The organism is Paenibacillus sp. FSL E2-0178 (assembly GCF_038593005.1).
Classification (GTDB): Bacteria; Bacillota; Bacilli; order Paenibacillales; family Paenibacillaceae; genus Paenibacillus_AQ; species Paenibacillus_AQ phytohabitans.
The window spans coordinates 6,589,961-6,608,134 of sequence record NZ_CP151953.1 but is presented as its reverse complement, the minus strand read 5'-3'; the positions used below and the strand labels follow the sequence as shown (position 1 = coordinate 6,608,134).

Annotated in this window: 15 protein-coding genes; 1 reads left to right on the top strand and 14 read right to left on the bottom strand. The window is 52.0% G+C overall.

Annotated features, from left to right (window positions below; all coding sequences use genetic code 11):
- Positions 1-45: 45 nt before the first annotated feature.
- Complete coding sequence (locus tag MHI42_RS28665) at positions 46-615, bottom strand: ECF-type riboflavin transporter substrate-binding protein (RefSeq protein ID WP_171720980.1); 570 nt, start codon at positions 613-615, stop codon at positions 46-48.
- 178 nt (positions 616-793) lie between these two features.
- Positions 794-3,007 carry an Ig-like domain-containing protein gene (locus MHI42_RS28660; RefSeq protein WP_342421370.1) on the bottom strand — a complete coding sequence of 738 codons (2,214 nt, stop codon included), beginning with the start codon at positions 3,005-3,007 and terminating at the stop codon, positions 794-796.
- Positions 3,008-3,258: 251 nt separating this feature from the next.
- On the opposite strand from MHI42_RS28660, the gene MHI42_RS28655 reads away from it, so the two are divergent.
- Positions 3,259-3,456, top strand: coding sequence for a hypothetical protein (locus MHI42_RS28655; RefSeq protein ID WP_171720978.1), 198 nt, complete (start codon positions 3,259-3,261; stop codon positions 3,454-3,456).
- 148 nt (positions 3,457-3,604) lie between these two features.
- Here the strand turns inward: MHI42_RS28655 and mtaB are convergent, their stop codons facing one another.
- The 12 genes from mtaB to MHI42_RS28595 all read right to left on the bottom strand — a co-directional run bounded on the left by mtaB (position 3,605) and on the right by MHI42_RS28595 (position 18,154).
- Positions 3,605-4,948 carry a tRNA (N(6)-L-threonylcarbamoyladenosine(37)-C(2))-methylthiotransferase MtaB gene (gene mtaB, locus MHI42_RS28650; protein ID WP_342421369.1) on the bottom strand — a complete coding sequence of 448 codons (1,344 nt, stop codon included), beginning with the start codon at positions 4,946-4,948 and terminating at the stop codon, positions 3,605-3,607.
- Positions 4,949-4,951: 3 nt separating this feature from the next.
- Positions 4,952-5,716 carry an RsmE family RNA methyltransferase gene (locus tag MHI42_RS28645; RefSeq protein WP_342421368.1) on the bottom strand — a complete coding sequence of 255 codons (765 nt, stop codon included), beginning with the start codon at positions 5,714-5,716 and terminating at the stop codon, positions 4,952-4,954.
- A gap of 157 nt (positions 5,717-5,873) precedes the next feature.
- Complete coding sequence (locus MHI42_RS28640) at positions 5,874-6,557, bottom strand: site-2 protease family protein (RefSeq protein ID WP_171720975.1); 684 nt, start codon at positions 6,555-6,557, stop codon at positions 5,874-5,876.
- A 2-nt stretch (positions 6,558-6,559) separates the two neighbouring features.
- Positions 6,560-7,630: a 50S ribosomal protein L11 methyltransferase gene (gene prmA / locus MHI42_RS28635; RefSeq protein WP_342421367.1), complete on the bottom strand. Its 1,071-nt coding sequence runs from the start codon at positions 7,628-7,630 to the stop codon at positions 6,560-6,562.
- Positions 7,631-7,845: 215 nt separating this feature from the next.
- Positions 7,846-8,415 carry a DNA-3-methyladenine glycosylase I gene (locus MHI42_RS28630; RefSeq protein ID WP_342421366.1) on the bottom strand — a complete coding sequence of 190 codons (570 nt, stop codon included), beginning with the start codon at positions 8,413-8,415 and terminating at the stop codon, positions 7,846-7,848.
- Between the two features lie 399 nt (positions 8,416-8,814).
- Complete coding sequence (locus MHI42_RS28625) at positions 8,815-13,347, bottom strand: S-layer homology domain-containing protein (protein ID WP_342421365.1); 4,533 nt, start codon at positions 13,345-13,347, stop codon at positions 8,815-8,817.
- A 180-nt stretch (positions 13,348-13,527) separates the two neighbouring features.
- On the bottom strand, positions 13,528-15,186 hold the full coding sequence (locus MHI42_RS28620; protein ID WP_342421364.1) for a DUF4179 domain-containing protein: 1,659 nt from the start codon (positions 15,184-15,186) through the stop codon (positions 13,528-13,530).
- Entirely contained in the window at positions 15,146-15,703 is a 558-nt protein-coding gene (locus tag MHI42_RS28615; protein WP_042139456.1) for an RNA polymerase sigma factor, read from the bottom strand. Before MHI42_RS28615 ends, MHI42_RS28620 begins: the two co-directional genes overlap by 41 nt.
- A gap of 175 nt (positions 15,704-15,878) precedes the next feature.
- Complete coding sequence (locus MHI42_RS28610) at positions 15,879-16,790, bottom strand: methyl-accepting chemotaxis protein (protein WP_342421363.1); 912 nt, start codon at positions 16,788-16,790, stop codon at positions 15,879-15,881.
- Positions 16,791-17,087: 297 nt separating this feature from the next.
- Positions 17,088-17,462, bottom strand: coding sequence for a hypothetical protein (locus tag MHI42_RS28605; RefSeq protein WP_052422052.1), 375 nt, complete (start codon positions 17,460-17,462; stop codon positions 17,088-17,090).
- A gap of 120 nt (positions 17,463-17,582) precedes the next feature.
- Positions 17,583-17,762 carry a YfhD family protein gene (locus MHI42_RS28600; RefSeq protein ID WP_039300782.1) on the bottom strand — a complete coding sequence of 60 codons (180 nt, stop codon included), beginning with the start codon at positions 17,760-17,762 and terminating at the stop codon, positions 17,583-17,585.
- Positions 17,763-17,797: 35 nt separating this feature from the next.
- Positions 17,798-18,154, bottom strand: a complete 357-nt coding sequence (locus MHI42_RS28595) for a hypothetical protein (protein WP_171720967.1) — start codon at positions 18,152-18,154, stop codon at positions 17,798-17,800.
- Positions 18,155-18,174: the final 20 nt, after the last annotated feature.

Sequence of the window (18,174 nt, the reverse complement as noted above, 5' to 3'; positions counted from 1 at the left end):
AGAAAGGCCGGTGACGGGCACCGGCCTTTCTGTTTGAATTATATATTATTGCAGTCTTTTCAGGCTACCCTGTTTCGTTCTCGTCTTGGAGTAGGCTATAGCGAGCAGTGTTCCGATGACCGCCACCGTTACGATGTTGGACGCCCCGGCGATCAGCCCCTGGGTGAAGACCTTGTTAGCCGGTTCCGCGTAGATGAGAATGTCCAGCACCGGCGCTACCAGGAACCACGCAATGGCGTTGGCGACAATCTGCGCTAAATTGAAGGCAATGATCTCCTTCCGGCCGAACTCACCGTCCCTGATCGCTATTCTGGCTGCCAGCAGCCCGATAATCAGTCCGACCAGTCCCGAGGAGATGACCCAGCTGAACCAAGGGGAGCCATAGAATATCGCATCCTTCAGTGTGTGCCCGATCAGTCCGATGAAGAGCCCTGCAACCGGTCCGTATAGCAGCGCAAACAGTGCCAGAAGTGCGTATGTAGTCTCAATGTTGGTATTCGGAATACCCGAAGGAATGGAGCCGAACCTCCCCAGTATTACGAACAACGGCGAACCGATGCCGATTGCCACAATCGTTTGAATGGATAATGCCTTGTGCTTAGCCACCTGCTTCATCTCCCTTAATGGACTTTATAGTACGCTTTTTCCGAATTATACATCGGTTTACTCGGGATTACTATAGGGGAGAGCAAATTAATATCCGAAACTGTTACACAATAAAAGACCTGAACACCACCCAGAGGCAAATGTTCAGGTCTGATGATCATGCTTAAGGATAGCAGGCAGTACTGTACTATTTCACAGTAACTGATACTGTCACTGTCTTCGTGCCCAGCTTGCCTTTAACCGATGTTGTTCCTTTGCTTACCGCTGTAATCTGCCCGGAGGAATTCACTTTAGCCACAGAAGGCTTGGAGCTGGTCCAGACTACGCTTCCTGTGACAATAGCGCTCTTGCCTGTATCATACAGTGCGGTTACAACTACGCTTTTGCCTGCACCCGGAGCAAGAATCAGCTTATTCTCACTGACCGTAATCTTCATTAGCTTCGGCACCACTGAGATTTTGACGGTGGCAGGAATTCCCTGATAGGAACCGCTCAAGGTTACTGTACCTTCCGTAATCGCTTTGACTGACGTTCCCTTCACAGAAGCAACTTCCGGATTTGACGATACCCAGTTCATTCCGCCCGAGAAGTTCGCAGTTTTGCCGTTTGAGAAGTATCCGGTGACCTTAATCGTCTTGGAGCCTTTGATATTCATCTCAAGCACAGCCGGTTCTACGACGAGCTTCACGACCTTCTGCTCAATTGTTACCGGAACACTGATCGTCTTATTGGAATAAGTACCTTTGAGTGTTGCCGAGCCTTTGACCAGACCTTTAATGGTCTTGGCAGCTGCCGATTGCTTGAGAACCGCGTTGCTTCCGCCCAGTTCCCAGACAATAGTGTCTGTCACATCGAGCTCATCACCGTTCTCCAGTACGGCCTGAACCGCCGGGAGCGGCGTTTCTTCACCGATGACCAGACCCAGTGCATCTTCCGGTCCAATCAGGACAAGCACTTTATTCTTAACTGTAACTTTGAGCTCAACGGTCTTGGAGCGGATCGCAGTAGCAGAACCTGCAGTTACTGCACCTGCTTTGATCTTGCCCGTCAGGGTAGCCGTACCTGCCTTACCGCCGGTAAGCTTCCCGTCCTTAATCGAGACAATCTCTTCATTGGCGGAGGTCCACTCGATTTCATCGCTGATATCCAGCTTGGTTCCGTCATACTTCGTTCCGCTTACCTTCGGCAAGCCGGCGGAGTCTGCTGTGTATATTTCCTGTTCTGTCTTCTCGAGGGTCAGCTCCGTCAGGGTTGGATAGACCGTTACCTTGAAGGTTTTGCTGATTCCGAGGTGATCTGCTTTGATGACAGAAGTTCCTACCGCTTTGCCTGTCACTGTAGCAAAAGCATTGCTGGCATCGGTAACATTGGCAACTACCGTAGCTGCCATCAGGTTGTCCGAGGTCCAGGTAGCTGACGCCGTTTCGTTCGTGGTCGAATTGACCGCATTACGCATCTTTGCCGTTACATTTAGACTTTCTCCCAGGAAAATGGACTGGTCGCCGGATGGTGTCAGCAGGAGCGCTTCATAAGGCGCCCGCACATAGACGTCAACGGACTGTTCCACACCCAGGTAGCTTGCTGTAATGACAGCCTTACCCACGCCATGAATAGTAATCATGCCGTCTTTTACTGTAGCTACGCTCTCGCTTGAGCTGCTCCAATCTGCCTCTTTCTCGATAGGGAGCTCATCACTCACCGCTGTAGCTTTGGTTACTGCTTTCAGCTGCACCGGGTTGTCTCCAACCAGCATTTCAAGCTCTTTGACTTCCGCACCGCTCACTTTGTCTTTAAGCATGATTGCCGAATAAGGAAGCTCCACAACCGCCTTGAAAGTCTCGGTTAATCCCTTGTACTTGGCAGTAACTGTCGCCGTTCCTTCGCCAACCAGCGTAATCTTACCCTCTGTAATTGTCAGTACGCCTGAATTCGAGCTGCTCCAGTCGGCGTCCTTCGTCACATTTTTCTCTTCAGTGGCTGATTCGCCGCCCTTGGCCGTTGCGGTAACCAGGAGTGAGGCTTCTTTGTCTCCTAGTTTATAGCTGCCCTCCGTGCTGCGTTTCAGTGTCAGATCTTTATACGGATACGTAACAGATACCTCAACAGTATCTACCGCATTATTACTATAAGTAGCTGTAATCATTGCCGTCCCGTAAGTAAGCGGCTTGATCTGACCGTTAATTACGCTGACAACTTCATTCTTGGAGGAGGTCCATGTGGCGGATGCCGTCACATCCCTCTTGGAGGAAGAGCCTTCTACATTGGCGTATACCTTAAGCTGCTTCGGTGTCTGGCCAACGGTTAGCTCTATTTTGTCAGAGCTGTCGATTTCAATAGAGTTGATGTCTCCAGCAGCGGCAAAGACGTTTACCGGAAAAGCTGCAGCAACGAGCAATATCATAATGAGGAGCGTTTTTGTCATTTTCCTGTACACGGTCATCTGTTCTCTCCTTAGACGGTCTTATTATCGGTGGTCTTTTACCACACTCTTCCACTATATCGACAAATGGAGCCCAAGTCTTTACCCCATTTTCAGTTAATTTTCAGTTTCTGCTGAATTCAGGTCTTTATAACTATAAAAATCGCGTTCTATATCTATACATTTAGTTCTTCATCATCGGCGCCTTGCTGGCCAAGCACAGAACTGAACTGATGAGCCTCTGCCGGCGTGCCGGACAGCTGTGCAAAGCGGCCGGCCTGGCCGCAGCGATCCTGCTCTATGCCTACTCCCGTCTCCTCTCCGACAAAATCCATCTGCCGTTCAACCGTGTTATCGATGACTATGGAATTACTCTAGCCATGGCGTTCTTCATCATCCTTGCACTTACTTCAGCGCAGCTGAGGCTGTGACGCAGCAGATCTGATTTCTTGATACCGGCAGGCGGTTTGGGTCAGTAGACTAGTCAGCTATCGATCAGGAAGCAAAAAAAGGGGAGCCCTTAGAGCCGTTACCGGCTCTTGGAGGCATCCCCTGAGTGTTGTTCATACTTGCGTACGCTTACGCGCGGCGCGGTTCGGCTGTGGCTCTGCTCACACTGACAAGCTCACCGCGGCATTCATTTACACCAGCTTCTGTCACCTTCACCTCGCAGAGCTCGCCCTGAAGCGAATCATCACCGCTGAACAGAATCTGCAGATAGTTGTCACTGAAGCCGTGCTGAATGCTGCGTCCCGGTGAACCCTTGGCTGCACGCTCAGGAATGACGGACAGTGTTCTGCCGACGAATTTCCGGGCATAAGCCAGCTGCATCTCCTCAGAGAGGTCAATCAGCTGCTGGACACGCGCATTCTTGATCTCTTCATCCACTTGGTTCAGCATCCGTGCTGCAGGCGTACCGGTCCGCTTGGAATACGGGAACACATGCATCTCGGAATAGTTGACCGCCTTCATGAAGTCATAACCGGCGCGGAACATCTCCTCGGTCTCGCCCGGGAAGCCGACGATAACATCGGTTGTAATGCCAACATCCGGCATCGCCTGGCGGATCAGCTGCATTTTGGCATAATACTCTTCGGTCGTATATTTACGGCGCATGGCCTTCAGCACATCGTTATGACCGGCCTGCAGCGGAATATGCAGATGGCGGCACATCTTGGAGCTGCGGTTCAGCACCTCAAGCAGCTTGTCATCAATCTGGCTGGCTTCAATCGAGCTGATGCGGACCCGCTCCAGGCCATCCACCTGATCCAGCTCCCACAAGAGATCGGCCAGACGGTAATTCTCCAGATCATCGCCGTAGCCCCCGGTATGAATCCCGGTCAGGACAAACTCCTTATATCCCGCCTCCACAAGCTGATGTGCCTGGGCGACAATCGATTTCGGATCACGGCTGCGCGACAGCCCGCGCGACCAGGGAATGATGCAGAAGGTGCAGAAGTTATTGCAGCCGTCCTGAATCTTCATGAATGCACGCGTCCGGTCAGCAAATCCGGGAACGTCCAGCTCCTCGAACTCCCGGGTCTTCATAATGTTGCGGACCGCATTCACAGGCTGGCGCGATTCCTGGATATTCTTCACATGGGTCATGATATGCTCGCGGTCCTGGTTGCCGATAACCAGATCGACACCGGGAATGTCGAGAATCTCTCCGGGCGAGGTCTGCGCGTAGCAGCCGGTTACAGCGACGATGGCTTCAGGATTGCGGCGCACCGCGCGGCGGATCATCTGCCGGCTTTTTTTGTCGCCCGTATTGGTCACCGTACAGGTATTGATCAGGTAGACATCGGCGGAACCTTCGAAATCCACCTGTTCGTACCCTTCATTTTTGAACAGCTGCCAGATGGCTTCTGTATCGTAGAAATTGACTTTACAGCCTAATGTATAAAATGCTACGGATGGCATTGTTTAAGCTCCCCCCATTTCTCCGGATTCATATAGAATGCATGCGGCGGCGACCATACCTGCGGTTTCACAGCGCAGAATGCGTGCTCCCAGGCCTACGGAGACCGCACCGGCCTCTTCGGCCGAGCGGCATTCCTCCGGACTGAAGCCGCCTTCCGGTCCGACAACAATCATTACCTTCGCAGTAGAATCCTGCGGCAGCGAGGACAGCCAAGGCGCGGCTGCGCTGCGGAGCTGCAGCCCTTCTTCTTTTTCATAACAGAAATAGACAGCGTCATACCTACTAAAGCTCTTCAGCAGCAGCTTCCAGCTAAGCGGCGAATGCACTTCCGGAACGATATTCCGGTGAGCTTGTTCAGCGGCCTCCTTGCAGATTTTGCGCCAGCGCTCTACCCGCTTGCTCTCCTTGCGTTCATCATACTGCACAATCGTCCGCTCGGAGAGGAACGGGGTGAAGGCAACCGCACCGATCTCGGTACATTTCTGGATCACCGTCTCCAGCTTGTCCCCCTTCGGCAGGCTCTGGGCTACAGTAATCTTAATCCGTGGCTCGTGGGTCATGGCCAGGTTCTCCAGTATGCTCACGGTTACGAGGCCAATCTCTATTTCAGCGATCTCAGCCAATGCCTCGCGGGAAACGCCGTCGCTGACGATCAGCTTATCCCCTGCCTTGCCGCGCATCACCTTGGCAATATGCCGGGCATCTTCGCCGTCAATGCTTACCTTATCTTGGCCGAACTGCGCCGGTGTTACGAAATAACGCTGCATCTTTTATCATCATCCTGTCTCTTATTCAGCGTAAAAGCGGCGGCGTTCCCGTCAAATCAGGTCCCGGCCGCCGCTTCGCATACATGATTAAACCTCGAAAATACCACGTTATATTGTACAACGTTTAGAGCTGCATGAACATCCCTCAATCTGGATTCTAGCCGCCGAACAATCCGAAAAAGAATTTCACGGCTCCGGCGCTCATTTGATTGGCCCAGTTATCCAGCGGTGTAATCGTGTAGGCACGCAGACCCGGGATAAACAGAATCAGCAAAAAGATGAAGACCGCCCACTGCTCATACTGCTGCAGTCTCCCGCGGATCGGACGAGGAGCCAGATCCTCCACGATCCGGTAACCATCCAGCGGCGGCAGGGGAATCAGGTTGAACAGGAACAGGAAGAAGTTAAGTTGAATGAAAATGCCGAAGAACCAGTAAATAGCCTGAAGCACACGGTCATTGCTGATAGATTCCAGCACTCCAGTCGCCGCCAGAGCCGAATAAATCATTGCTCCGAGGAACCCCAGCAGCAGATTGCTGATCGGACCGACAGCAGATACGATAACGCCCATCAGACGGGGGCGGCTGAAATTGTCACGGTTGACCGGAACCGGCCGCGCCCAGCCGAATCCGGCGACCACGAGCAGGATAATTCCGAAGAAATCGAAATGTACCGCCGGGTTCAGGGTCATACGGCCGAGCAGGCGGGCTGTCGGGTCACCGAACTTATTCGCAAAGTAAGCATGGCTAAACTCATGTACTGTAAAGGCGATCAGCAGGGTAATAAGCAGGAACGGAAGCTGTTCCAGCGGCATTCGTATAAAGCTTTGCAGAAATTCCATCTCTACCTCTTTCCGGCTGTGAACGCCACCCAATCTTCTTCACGGGTTACTTCTATAATCTCGAAACCGGAAGACTTCAGCGCTTCTGCCACAAGTCCTTCCTTATCCTTGTAAATACCGGAGGTGATGTAGATTCCTTCCGGCTGAAGTGCACGGTACACATCATCCGTGAACAGCACAATGATCTCGGCCAAAATATTCGCCACGACAACCCGCACCGGCAGGGTAACTCCCAGTCCCTCAGCAGCCGGAGCAGCGGCAGGAATAGCTGCTTCCTGTCCAGCCTGTTCAGCAGTATAGCCCGGTCTGGCCGAAGGCCACATATCTCCGGCTGTAGTATCTGCCGCCCGTTCTCCGCCGAGCAGGGAGAGCAGATCGCTCTCCTTAACGGTAATGGCAGCTTCAAGCCGGTTCAGCGCCACATTCTCACGGGCGCTCTCCACCGCCACAGGGTCGAGATCCAGGGCTAGAACGGATTTCGCGCCCAGCAGCACCGCACCTACGGCAAGGATGCCGGAGCCTGTGCCGACATCGATCACTTCATCGCCGCTGGCGATATGCTTCTCAAGCGCGCGCAGGCACAGCGCCGTCGTCGGGTGCGTCCCCGTTCCGAAGGCCATGCCGGGGTCGAGCTCAATAATCTTTTCATCCGGGGATGCCGGGGTATATTCTTCCCATGTAGGCTTAATGGTCAGCCGTTCCGAGACGCGCAGCGGCTTGAAGTACTGCTTCCAGGCATGGGCCCATTCATCCTCATCCACTGTCTTCCAGGAGATCAGCGCTTTGCCGGGATCGATCCCGAACCCTCTCAGCTCTTCCACCCTTGGCGTTACCTCCGCCACAATCTCGTCCATTGCCACCGTTTCGGCATAATAGCCCTTAATTACCGCTTCCCCCTCGGGGATGTCATTCAGCGGCTCATCGTATAATTCACCATAACGGGTATCCCGTACTTTATTCAGCGTTCCGGATTCCTCAATGGAAACTCCGCCCGCACCGGCCTCATACAGCAGATTGGATATCATCTCCTGTGCTTCCTCCGTTGTATGTACCGTCAGTTCGTGCCATAGCATGTTAGTAAATCCTCCTGAAAGTTTGGTAGCATATGCTCCGTTGGTTCTGCTTCGCAAAACTTGCTTCGAAAGCATAAGCTTAGTTATGAGAGCCCAGTCTCCCTGAAATCACTCCGCGTAACTGGATTCGAAAGCGCGGGCTTAGTTGTGTGAAGCATATCTAGGATAGTATAGCATTTCTTACCCGTGCAGCGCCAAACTGCGGGTCAGATCCCTTAATCCGTCACACCGCTGCGGCAAAAGCAATCCAGTACATGATCGTCCACCATCCCCGAGGACTGCATGAATGCACAACAAATGGTTGAACCGACAAACTTCATTCCCTTGCGCTTCAGCGCCTTGCTCATGCTGTCAGACTGCGGAGTGGTAGCGGGAACCTCTGCTCTGCTCTTCCATTGATTCACCACCGGCGTTCCGCCTATGAAGCTCCAGAGATATTCTCCGAAGCTGCCTTCCTCCCGGCCAATCTGCAGATAGGCCTCCGCATTGCGGATGACCGCATTAACCTTCAGCCGGTTGCGGATAATCCCCTCATTCTGCATCAGCTCGGCTATCTTGTCCTCCCCGTACAGCACAATCTTCTGCGGATCAAAGCCGTCGAAGGCTTCGCGGAAATTCTCCCGCTTCTTCAGTACCGTATACCAGCTCAGTCCGGCCTGCATGCCCTCCAGCATCAGCAGCTCGAACAGCTTCAGATCATCATATAGCGGCTTGCCCCATTCCTCATCATGATAAGCAATATAAACAGGGTCCTCATTCACCCAGGCGCAGCGTGTTATCGTCAAGTCTTGTTCTCTCCTTATGCACTGAAATGGAAATTCAGGATAGTTGTATTATGTACAATTAAAAACAGCGAAAATGAATGCTCGCAACTTATAAGTGTAGTCTGTACAACTAAATCTGCCCAATGGGCGATAATCCGTCTACATAGAGCTGTTTAATTGTATGAAATACAACTAAACGGATAATCGGTGGAAAATCAGACGTTTTAGTTGTACAAAGTGCAATTAAGTATACCGCATATCCCGTAATCGGGTCACGGCCAACCCTTTATATGTATCTACTGCGAAATCCGTCCGCCAGATGGCATGCGGGAGCCTTCAGCATAAAAAGAGCAGCCCCGGCCGGGCTGCTCTTCCTAATTGGACTCGTTTATTCCTATACTCGCTACAAAATGCTGCCTATTATTCCATGAGCTTATCCATAAGGCGGAGGATCATCACTACAGATTCGGCGCGGGAAGCCGGTTCCTCCGGCTTGAACTGTCCATTGCCTTTTCCCGTTACGATACCTGCTCCCGCAAAGGCATTGATAGGCCCTGCTGCCCAGCCCGCAGTGACGTCAGAGAATGGAACACTATCGCTGCTCACATAATTCGTCAGACGGGACAGCATCGTCACCATCTCCGCCCGGGTGATCTCCTGCTTGGGATGGAAGGAGCCATCGGCGTACCCGGTGATCACTCCGTTGCCTTGAAGTGCACTAATGGCTTCCGCGGCCCAGTGCCACCGCGTATCCGAGAAGCCGGTTCCGCCGGAAGCGCTCAGACCAAAGGCCTTGAACAGCATCGCTGCAAACTCGGCGCGGGTTACTCTGGCGTCAGGACGGAAGGAACCATCCGCATAACCGGTTATTATCCCCATCCGGGCTGCACGTTCAATGAATGCGGCACTCCACAGAGCTGCTGGGGCATCCGGGAATGTAACTGCAGGAGCGGATTGCCCTTTTGCCATGATCGCTTTTACCTTATCAAGATCTACTCTGTCGTTGAACACAGGCTTCGTTACGGTTGGCAGCGTTGGCTCCGTAGTTACAGCCGGTGTCGGTGTTACAGCTGGAGTGGATGTTGCCGTTGCTGTCGGAGTTGGCGTTGTCGCTGGCTTTGGAGTTGCTGCAGGTACCGCGCCTCCGTCATTGTTGCCTGTAGCCGCCGTTACGGAGACCTGAATCTCCTTCTTCACTCCTCCGTATGAAACTGTGATCATCGCCGTTCCCGTACCCACTGCTGTAACTACGCCTGCTTCGCTCACAGCAGCAACCGAAGGATTGCCAGTGGCATATTTCGCTTCCAGGGTCTTGAGGGCGCTAGAAAGGTCGGAATATTTCGCCGTGACTGCCAGGCTTTGCGTCTGACCTGCTGTCAGGGAGACTGAAGCTGGCGTCACCTCCAAATCAACCACTGCCGGTGCGGATACCTCCGAAATCACAATCGGAACCGCAACGGACTTGCCTCCGAATGAAGCCGTGACCGTTGCTTCGCCTGCCGCAACGCCCGTGATAAGCCCATTGTCCGATACAGAAGCAATAGCAGGGTCCGAAGATAGCCAAATGACTTGATCCGTGACCACCAGGTTCTCTGCATGATCATATACTGCCGTTATCACAGAAGCTGCGGTCTGACCCACTTGCAGCGTATGTTTACCCGGATCAGCTGTCAGTTTCAGCAGAACAGGAGCCGTGCTTTCCGCCTGAACCGTTACAGCAATGCTGACTGCCGGCAAGTTTCCGTATTGTGCTTCGATTGTAGCACCGCCTGCTGCTAACGCGTGAATCACGCCTGCGGCATCTACCGTAGCCACATTGTCATTGGAGGAAGTCCACAACGCTTCATTAGTGACATCTGCTGTGGACTTATCGCTATACGTAGCGGTGAGAACTGTCGCGCGTTCCTCCCCGGCCTGCAATGTCAGCTCCGTAGGCGATACCGCCACGGAAGTCACCGTAAGCTCATCCTTCTTTTCAATAGTATAATTGTCTATTAATGCATCGCTTTCCGTAGTACGGGCCTGGATGGTGATTTTGTCATGGCTGACTTGAATGGCAGAATACACCGGAACGTCCTCGTCAAACATGAAGTTGAGATACTCATACTGCTTACCATCATAGAATTTCCAGCCGGAGGCGCCCCCGTCCAGATAGACCGTCCCGCGCTCGCCGTTTAGCAGCGGCTTTCCTCCATTCATCGGATAGGTGCGCGCATACACATGGTCATGGCCTTCCAGCACCAGATCTACTTTCAGTTCCTCCAGAACAGGTGCAAAATACGTTTGCGTGTATTCAATTACATTCCCGCGCCCATCTTCGGTATGATAAGCAGGCTTATGGAACATTACAATTTTCCATTTTTTATCACTGGCCTGAACATCCCCGCGCAGCCATTCGGCTTGCTTAGCCATGGTCACTTCGTCTGCCTCGGAGTTCAGCACAATGAAATGCACCTCGCCTGAATCGAAGGAATAGGCGTAATCCTTCTGAATATCCGGGCCGTTCTCCGGCAAATCTAGTCCCTTGGCAAAAATCTCCTTGCCTTCACCCTTCACATCATGATTCCCCATCGTATAGCCTGAAGGAAGAGAGGATGCATAGACCGAAGAAGCTTCCCAGAACTGGTTCCACTCATTCAGGATTCCTCCGTCGTCAACCATATCGCCGCCGTGCATCACAAATTGGGTATCCGGATAACGGGTCAGAGCATCGCTGATCAGCTGCTGATAGATTTCAAGCCCATTATCTCCTTTGGTATGCGAATCAGTTACGAATACGAAAGAAACGGGAGTTTCCGGTGCTGCATCCAGCGTCTTGTATTCGTACCAGGCACTCCAATGGCCTTCATAGCCCACCCGGTAATGATAAGCCGTACCCGGCTCCAGGCCGGCAACCAATGATTTGTGGAACTTTATTTCGCCCAGCGGTCCACCCTCCACTTCATGGATGACCTCCACTTCAGTAAGCGCAGACTGCTCTACCGCCTTTGGCTGAGCACTGTCCGAGCCATTGTCCGCCCAATCGCTGTTCTTCACATATTGAATCGAAGTTGCTTGAACTCTGGGGGCCGTCTGCCAGCCTACGCTCAGCATCGTACTCATATCTTCGGTAACAAAGGTCTGGACAAATTTCGGATCATCTCCGCCGAATTGGGTCACAACATTCATGCTGAAGCTCTCACTGGTGCCGCCATCCTTGACCGCCTGCACTTTCCAGGTGCCGATCGCAAGATTAACCAGCGAAGTATGAATTTCACCCTTGGCATCCGTCAGTCCCAATCCTTCGGTAAGACTCTTCTGCTCTACATCAGCAGAGGAAATATAGCCTGTCTTCGTTCCATCCGGCAGATATACTTTGACGAATCCGGAGGTGCTTCCTGCTGTAGCGAAGAATTGCCCGTTGTTCTCTGCTGTAAGCAGCACGGCGGACGAATGATCAGCGCTTGTATATATACTCGAATTGGCGGCTGTTACCATCACATAGGTCTGAGGGCCGCTTGCATCGGTAAAATCGATCTCCGCCCCTTCTACCGGAGCTCCCGCATGGGTAGTTACGGTAATGATATTCTTCGTTTGCAGACCCGATCCCTTGACGCTTAAGGCATACGGGAAACCAATCTTATAATTAACCGGAGAGGCAAAAGAGCTTACGGCAGTCCCGCTATGATACCCAAAGCTGCCTTCCGCCATGGTGAACTGCTTGTAGGTCTCGCCACGTTCCATTTTTGCGGACCGGCTCACGGCGAAATCGATGCTGGCCAAGGCATCCGCAGAATCTCCCTGCAGTCCTTCTGCGCTAAATTCAACATAACCGCCTGTATTGTCGATGGTGCTCTGGACGTTGCTTAGTCCGTCACGAGCGTGCACAGCCTCCGCCTGCAGCGTCTGCGGGTCGAACTTAATCTTGGTCAGCACGCTGGTTGCTTCTCCGGTATTCTTCGCCGCCAGCTCCAACCGGTAAGTCTCGTTGCTGACCGCTTCCTCCGGCCCTTCCAAGGTGAGCATCGCTCCATGCTCAATTGTAAAAGCATACTCCACTGAAGCCGGATTACCGGCCAGATCCTTCACTTCAGCAACCACTTGATGATAACCGCCATCCAGCGGCACCTCCGGGTGATATGTAATGGCCTTAGTGTTCAGATCGTAAGCGTAAGCCTCCGGTGCAACCGGCTGGCCATCCACAGTTAATTGGATCGAGTCTGAATCAATGCCCGATTCCGCATCATCCGCCGACAGGATAATATCGGCTACGGTAGCATTCAAGATTTGATCCGGTGCGGGTGAAACCGGAGCCAGCACGGGAACATCCATATCTTCATCCGCCGGCTCATCATAAATAAGTCTGACGTCATCGATCCAGATGGAGCCTTTGTTCTTTTTGCTCATTTGCCGTTCTTTCATCTGGAAGTAGAATGCCACGGTACCGGGCAGCGTCAGATCACTCCCTATCTCGGCCTCGACATATTTCCAGCCGCTCCAGTCTATCCCTGTTTCTTCACTTCTCATCTCATACGTTTTGGACTTCCCGGTGGCTGATACATAGAACTTGGAGGTTAGGCCATGCCCTTCGTTATTGGCGTAAATCCACATGCCGATTTTGTGGGGCGTTCTGCCTGTCAAGGCTAACTGCGTTGCAGGCCCGACTGCAACCTGGGAGGGATTATCGGTTATGCCGATAAAGTCATAATCAATCCGTAAGGATTTTGCCCCGTCACGGACGTATTTCGGATCACTTTCAAGCGCCATATTGCCGCTGTAGATGCGCGCACTGTCAAACGTCAAGTCTGCCAGGCTCACCTGTTCAAAATCCTCCAGCATAACGACACCGTTAGGCTCAGCCGGATCCGCATACACGGTCGATGATGAGAAGGAGGGTGGAATGAACGGGATCAACACCGACATTGCCAATATCCCGGTTAATACTCTCTTTACAAGCGGATGCTGCTTACTCACTGCCTGCCACGCTCCTCGTTGTCTGTTCTTGTTCACTGGGACAAGTTATTCCAGCATAACGCGGCAACGTATTCGTGAGATCATCGCAATGTAAGCACAATAAATATTCAGCCCAATGAATTCCCGGGCGTCTCCCAAGAAAAAAAAGGCGTCCGCCCCCTTTCAGGTTTGGACTGCCTTTTAAGGCTGCAATTGCACCCGCGTTTCTTTATCCGGCTCGTTGGTGGAGTAGAAGAACATGTATATAGCAGCTTCTGTTCCTTTGAAGTCCTTATACACATCAATGCTGTGGTTATTTCCTTCTCCGCGGAAGTTCACTGTCACTATTTTACCTAAGATCCGGTCTTTCCCTATGCCGATATGAGTCTGATTCACGCCGCCAAAATGGGGATCATCGCTCTTCGTCTCTACATAGAGATCCGCACCCTGCATATAGTAGGTCCACTGTACCGGAATACCGCCGGTTTCCCGGATCAGCGTCTGCTTCTCGCTGGAGATGTTGGTCAATTGGAGTGGTGTCTTATCATCCTCATGCCGGGTAACTTTATATTTCCCTATAAGCGTCATTGACGTCGTCTTTGTAATCTCAAGATCTGCCGGCCGTTCGAAACGCAGGGTTGTCAGATCCCTGTCCCCGGTTGTCGAATACCATGCTCCGCCTTCCAGCTTCCGGCCGTCCACCTCGAGTGTATAATTAACATACGGCAATTCAGCGAATTTAGCTTTGCTCCGGACGGACACACGAATTTGCGTAGGCGTGACTACCATTTGCTCAATCCTGTTATCCGTGTCTCCCGCTTCCAGCGGCAGATCCAGCGCCGTCTTGATTGTGGCGTCTGCCATCTTCTTCTTGCTCAGTTCCAGATCAAACGTCCAAGGACCGTCTATATTGCGTTCCAGCTTGGTATAACTGAGCTTATACACTGTATCAGCCTTGGGGACGTCATCCGGCTTATAATACTGAAGCGAGGTGTATTCCCCGTTGTCTCCCGGCTTGCCAAAAGCACCTGATTGAGAATTACTGACAAGCTCTCCGTCTCTATAGGCTATGATTTGCGGGAAAGCTAAGTCCTTCGCTTCCGAATTATTAAAGACTGCCGCCGTGGACAGCATCAAACGTTCATTCCCCTCCTTAAAGGGCTGAACACTGAAGGATTCCAGTCCATCCCGGTTCACAGGGAAGCTCTGCTGCTGCGGTGAATCGGTATCCAGGTTCAGATCGACCTCCTGCTGTGAATACGACTCGATTCTCTCTGCCGTCAGGCTCACCTTGACCGTCTCCTGATCCGGCGTCCAATTCGACTCGAAATACCCGTTATACCGTTGATTCTTCTCGTCCCATTGCTGATAATTGTATTCCATTTCATCGCCGTTCCCCTTCGCATCCTTAAGGGACATGCCTTGAATATTCCACATTCCGCTTTCCCTGTCTGCACCGACATCCAGACTGTACAGAATCACCGTCCGGTTCTCATCAGTGAGCGCCGTATGCAGCGTCAGGGTTACTCCATCCTTGGTGATCGTCTGTCCAAGCGGCTGACCCAGATTCTGCGCCAGCGCGGCCTGTACACCGCCTCTATCTCTGAGCAGGATGCCCCAGTCATATTGCACAGCAGCATATACCGGTACAGCCACCAGCAGGGCGCTGAGCGAAGCAGCGATGGTGAACTTGCGCCAGCTGCGGTGACGGCGCGGAGCGGGAGCCCCTGCATCGGTTCTGCTTACTGTACCAGCATGTCCGGCCTGCTCCATCCGTCCCCACATCTCCTCAAAATCAGGATACAGAATCTCGTTATCGTCATTTAAGCGACGCTTTAGCAGTGCTTCGGTTCTGTCCATACTGCTCTTCCTCCTTAGCTATAATCTGAACTCCCGTATCCTCCAGAATTTTCTTCATCAGGCGCAGCCCCTTGTGCTGCCTGGATTTGACCGTTCCCAGCGGAATAGCCAGCATACCGGAAATTTCATCCATACTGAAATCATGCATATACCGCAGTGTCAGTACAGCCCTGATCTTTACCGGAAGACGGGACATATATCCGGCCCATTCCAGCTTCGTTTCCTTTTGCTCCGCCAGCTTCTCTACCGGGGGCTCCGGACTCCCCTTGAACAAATGCAGATTAGCCATCAGCTTCTGCTGCAGGCTGTTCCTGCGTTTCAAGTGATTCAGGCAGGTATTAACCGTGACCTTCATAATCCAAGCCTTCAAATGATCTATGTTCTGCCACTGGCTGCGGAAAAGGGTAATGAATACCTCTTGGCATAGATCCTCAGCATCGGCAGCATCGTGCACCATATAGTAGCAGGTCCGGTATACCTCTTTACTGTAGGTTTGGAACAATTCCCTATTGCCCACCTGAGCATGCCTCCTTTCTTGTTTGGACTACCCTATATAACAACCGGGGGCTTCAAAAGGTTCATTTTCTACTCACAATAAGCAAAAAAAGCATGTCTCCACGTAAATGCCCGGGATACATGCTGTAAAAGGAAATTCTATGCGGAACTGGAACAGTATCCGGAGAAAGCAACCGTCAGACGATGTTCATTACTTCACGCGCCTGATTGTCCAGTTCCTGCGCAGAGGAAGCAATCAAAGTGAATTCATTCAGGGCTACCTGAATCTGCTGCTGGCTCACACCCACATTCTCCTGAACCAGGTTAAGTCCGATAGATATTCTTCCCACTTCCTCTGTGATGGCCTGGACGCTGTCGCGGACTTCCGTGATCTGATCCTGAACCATTGCGGACAGCTTGCGTACTTCTTTGGCCACTACGTCGAATCCCCGGCCGAACTCACCGGCATGAGCAGCCTCAATAGCCGCATTAAGCGCAAGCAGGTGGGTCTGTGACGCAATATTACGGATTGTCTGCACAACGCCGTGAATGGCCGCTGCCTGCGTCTGCAAATTCAGCAGTGTATCGGTATTTTCGCTCGACACTTCGGCAATTTTATCAATACTCAACAGCAGATCCTGACTGCGCTCAATTCCTTTTTCCGCACGCTGATTCAGGCTGTCAGCCATTTCCTGCATCTGTTCCACTACACGGTTCATATTATTCTGTCTGCCCGTGATATTGGTCGCCACCTTCGACACCCCAATGACATGCGTATCCGTCTCATCAAACACCGGCATATACGTGGCTTCAAGCCAGACCGATTCCCCGTCCGCGTCCATCCGTTCGATTTTATCCTGAAAGCTCCGGCCCGCAAACAGGTTCTCCCAGAATAGCTCATAGCCGGGACTGTTCACGAAAGATGGGAAACACAGCTCCTTGTGCTGCATTCCATACATGTCCTCAACCCTGTATTTCATCGAACCGGCAAACACCTCATTTACATACGCTACCCGGCGGTCCAGATCAAATCGGATCAATGCGAGATTCTTTTCCAAAGCTTTGACAACCAGTTCGTCTGTAACTACTTGGGCTGATAGATTCTCCATTATGACTACTCCCTATAAATCTCAATTTTTATCCGGCTTTTTGTTGGTTTTGGTATTCTTCGCTTTACTCATATTAACGGATATCCGGGCAGTTTGGATTATATTAATAAATTAAAAAAATCAGCGTAAATGAAGCAGCTGCACAAGGAAGGCTTCCCGATGCCAGTCACGGTCCAGCTATACAGAAAGCCCCACCCCCGGCTGGCGGAGAATGGGACTATCTTTCTTGGAATGGGGTTATGCGTCTGGTGAGAAATCAACCGATGTGGCCTTCCTCATATATGTACAGATTCCGCACTATTTTCTGGGTCCGTAATCCCCGATCTTAATTCCCCATACACTATCCTTCTGGTACGCAGCCGCTTCCTGCAGATCCGGGAGCCTGGCATCCTGGGGATAATGGCGCTCCAGATACTGGACGAAAGCCCGGCGCAGACCAATCTCATTCTCCAGCTTATTGAACTCATTAGGGTGCTTCTCCATTTCGGCAAGTGAAGTCTCCCAGCCTTCCAGATCAGCAGCCTCCGATTGTCCGGTGCGGACCTTCGCGGTAAGCTCCCGAAGCTCCCGGTAAGCCTTTTTTACTTTGGAAGAATAGACTTGCTTCTGGTTCAGGAAGGTTAGCAGCGCAACCAGCAACGCCAGTCCAATCCATAAAATAACAGTATCCACTTCAGTACCCTCCCGGTTTGACATGTCTCTTCATTATACACGGCTGCGCACAAAAACACCCCACTTCTGTGGGGCATCTTTGGCAAAAGTATCAAACTCACATTATAAGGAAGGTTTCCGCTATTCCTTCTTCAGAATCTCCTCCAGCTGTCTTTTATCAGCCTCCCGGGACCGGTCCATTGCCTCTATATCATCGTGATCCGCTTCAGCCGCTGAGAATTCAACATCCTCTGCCTTTGCCTCATAGAGCATCTTCAACTTTTCCGTCTTGGAGAAAATTTTCGAGTTTTCTCTGTCCACTTTTAATCAGCCTCCCAAGTAGTGTTATCTGACAATCAAATCATCCCGCCGGCTTCCTCAATAAGTGACAGCGCCTGATCGTAAATGGCCGAATCTACAATTACAGTCAGCAGAATATTTCTGCCTGTCGGTCCGCCATCCCCGCCGTGACTCATCCCGCTGCCGCTCGTATGCGATGCAGAGAGGATGCCCGTATGCTCACTTACTGCGGTCATGGAATCCATACTTGCCAAATTGCCGGTGACCGGATTCACTCCGGACTGCAGCCCGCTTCCGCCAAATCTGCTGAATCTGTCAATGGAGACCTCTTCTACCCGCAGCGCCTGAAGCTTGCGGGAGACCCCTTCCGCTTCCTCCGGAGCCCTAAAGTACGCCAGTATATATCGTTCCAAGACCGTATCCCCGCTCTCTT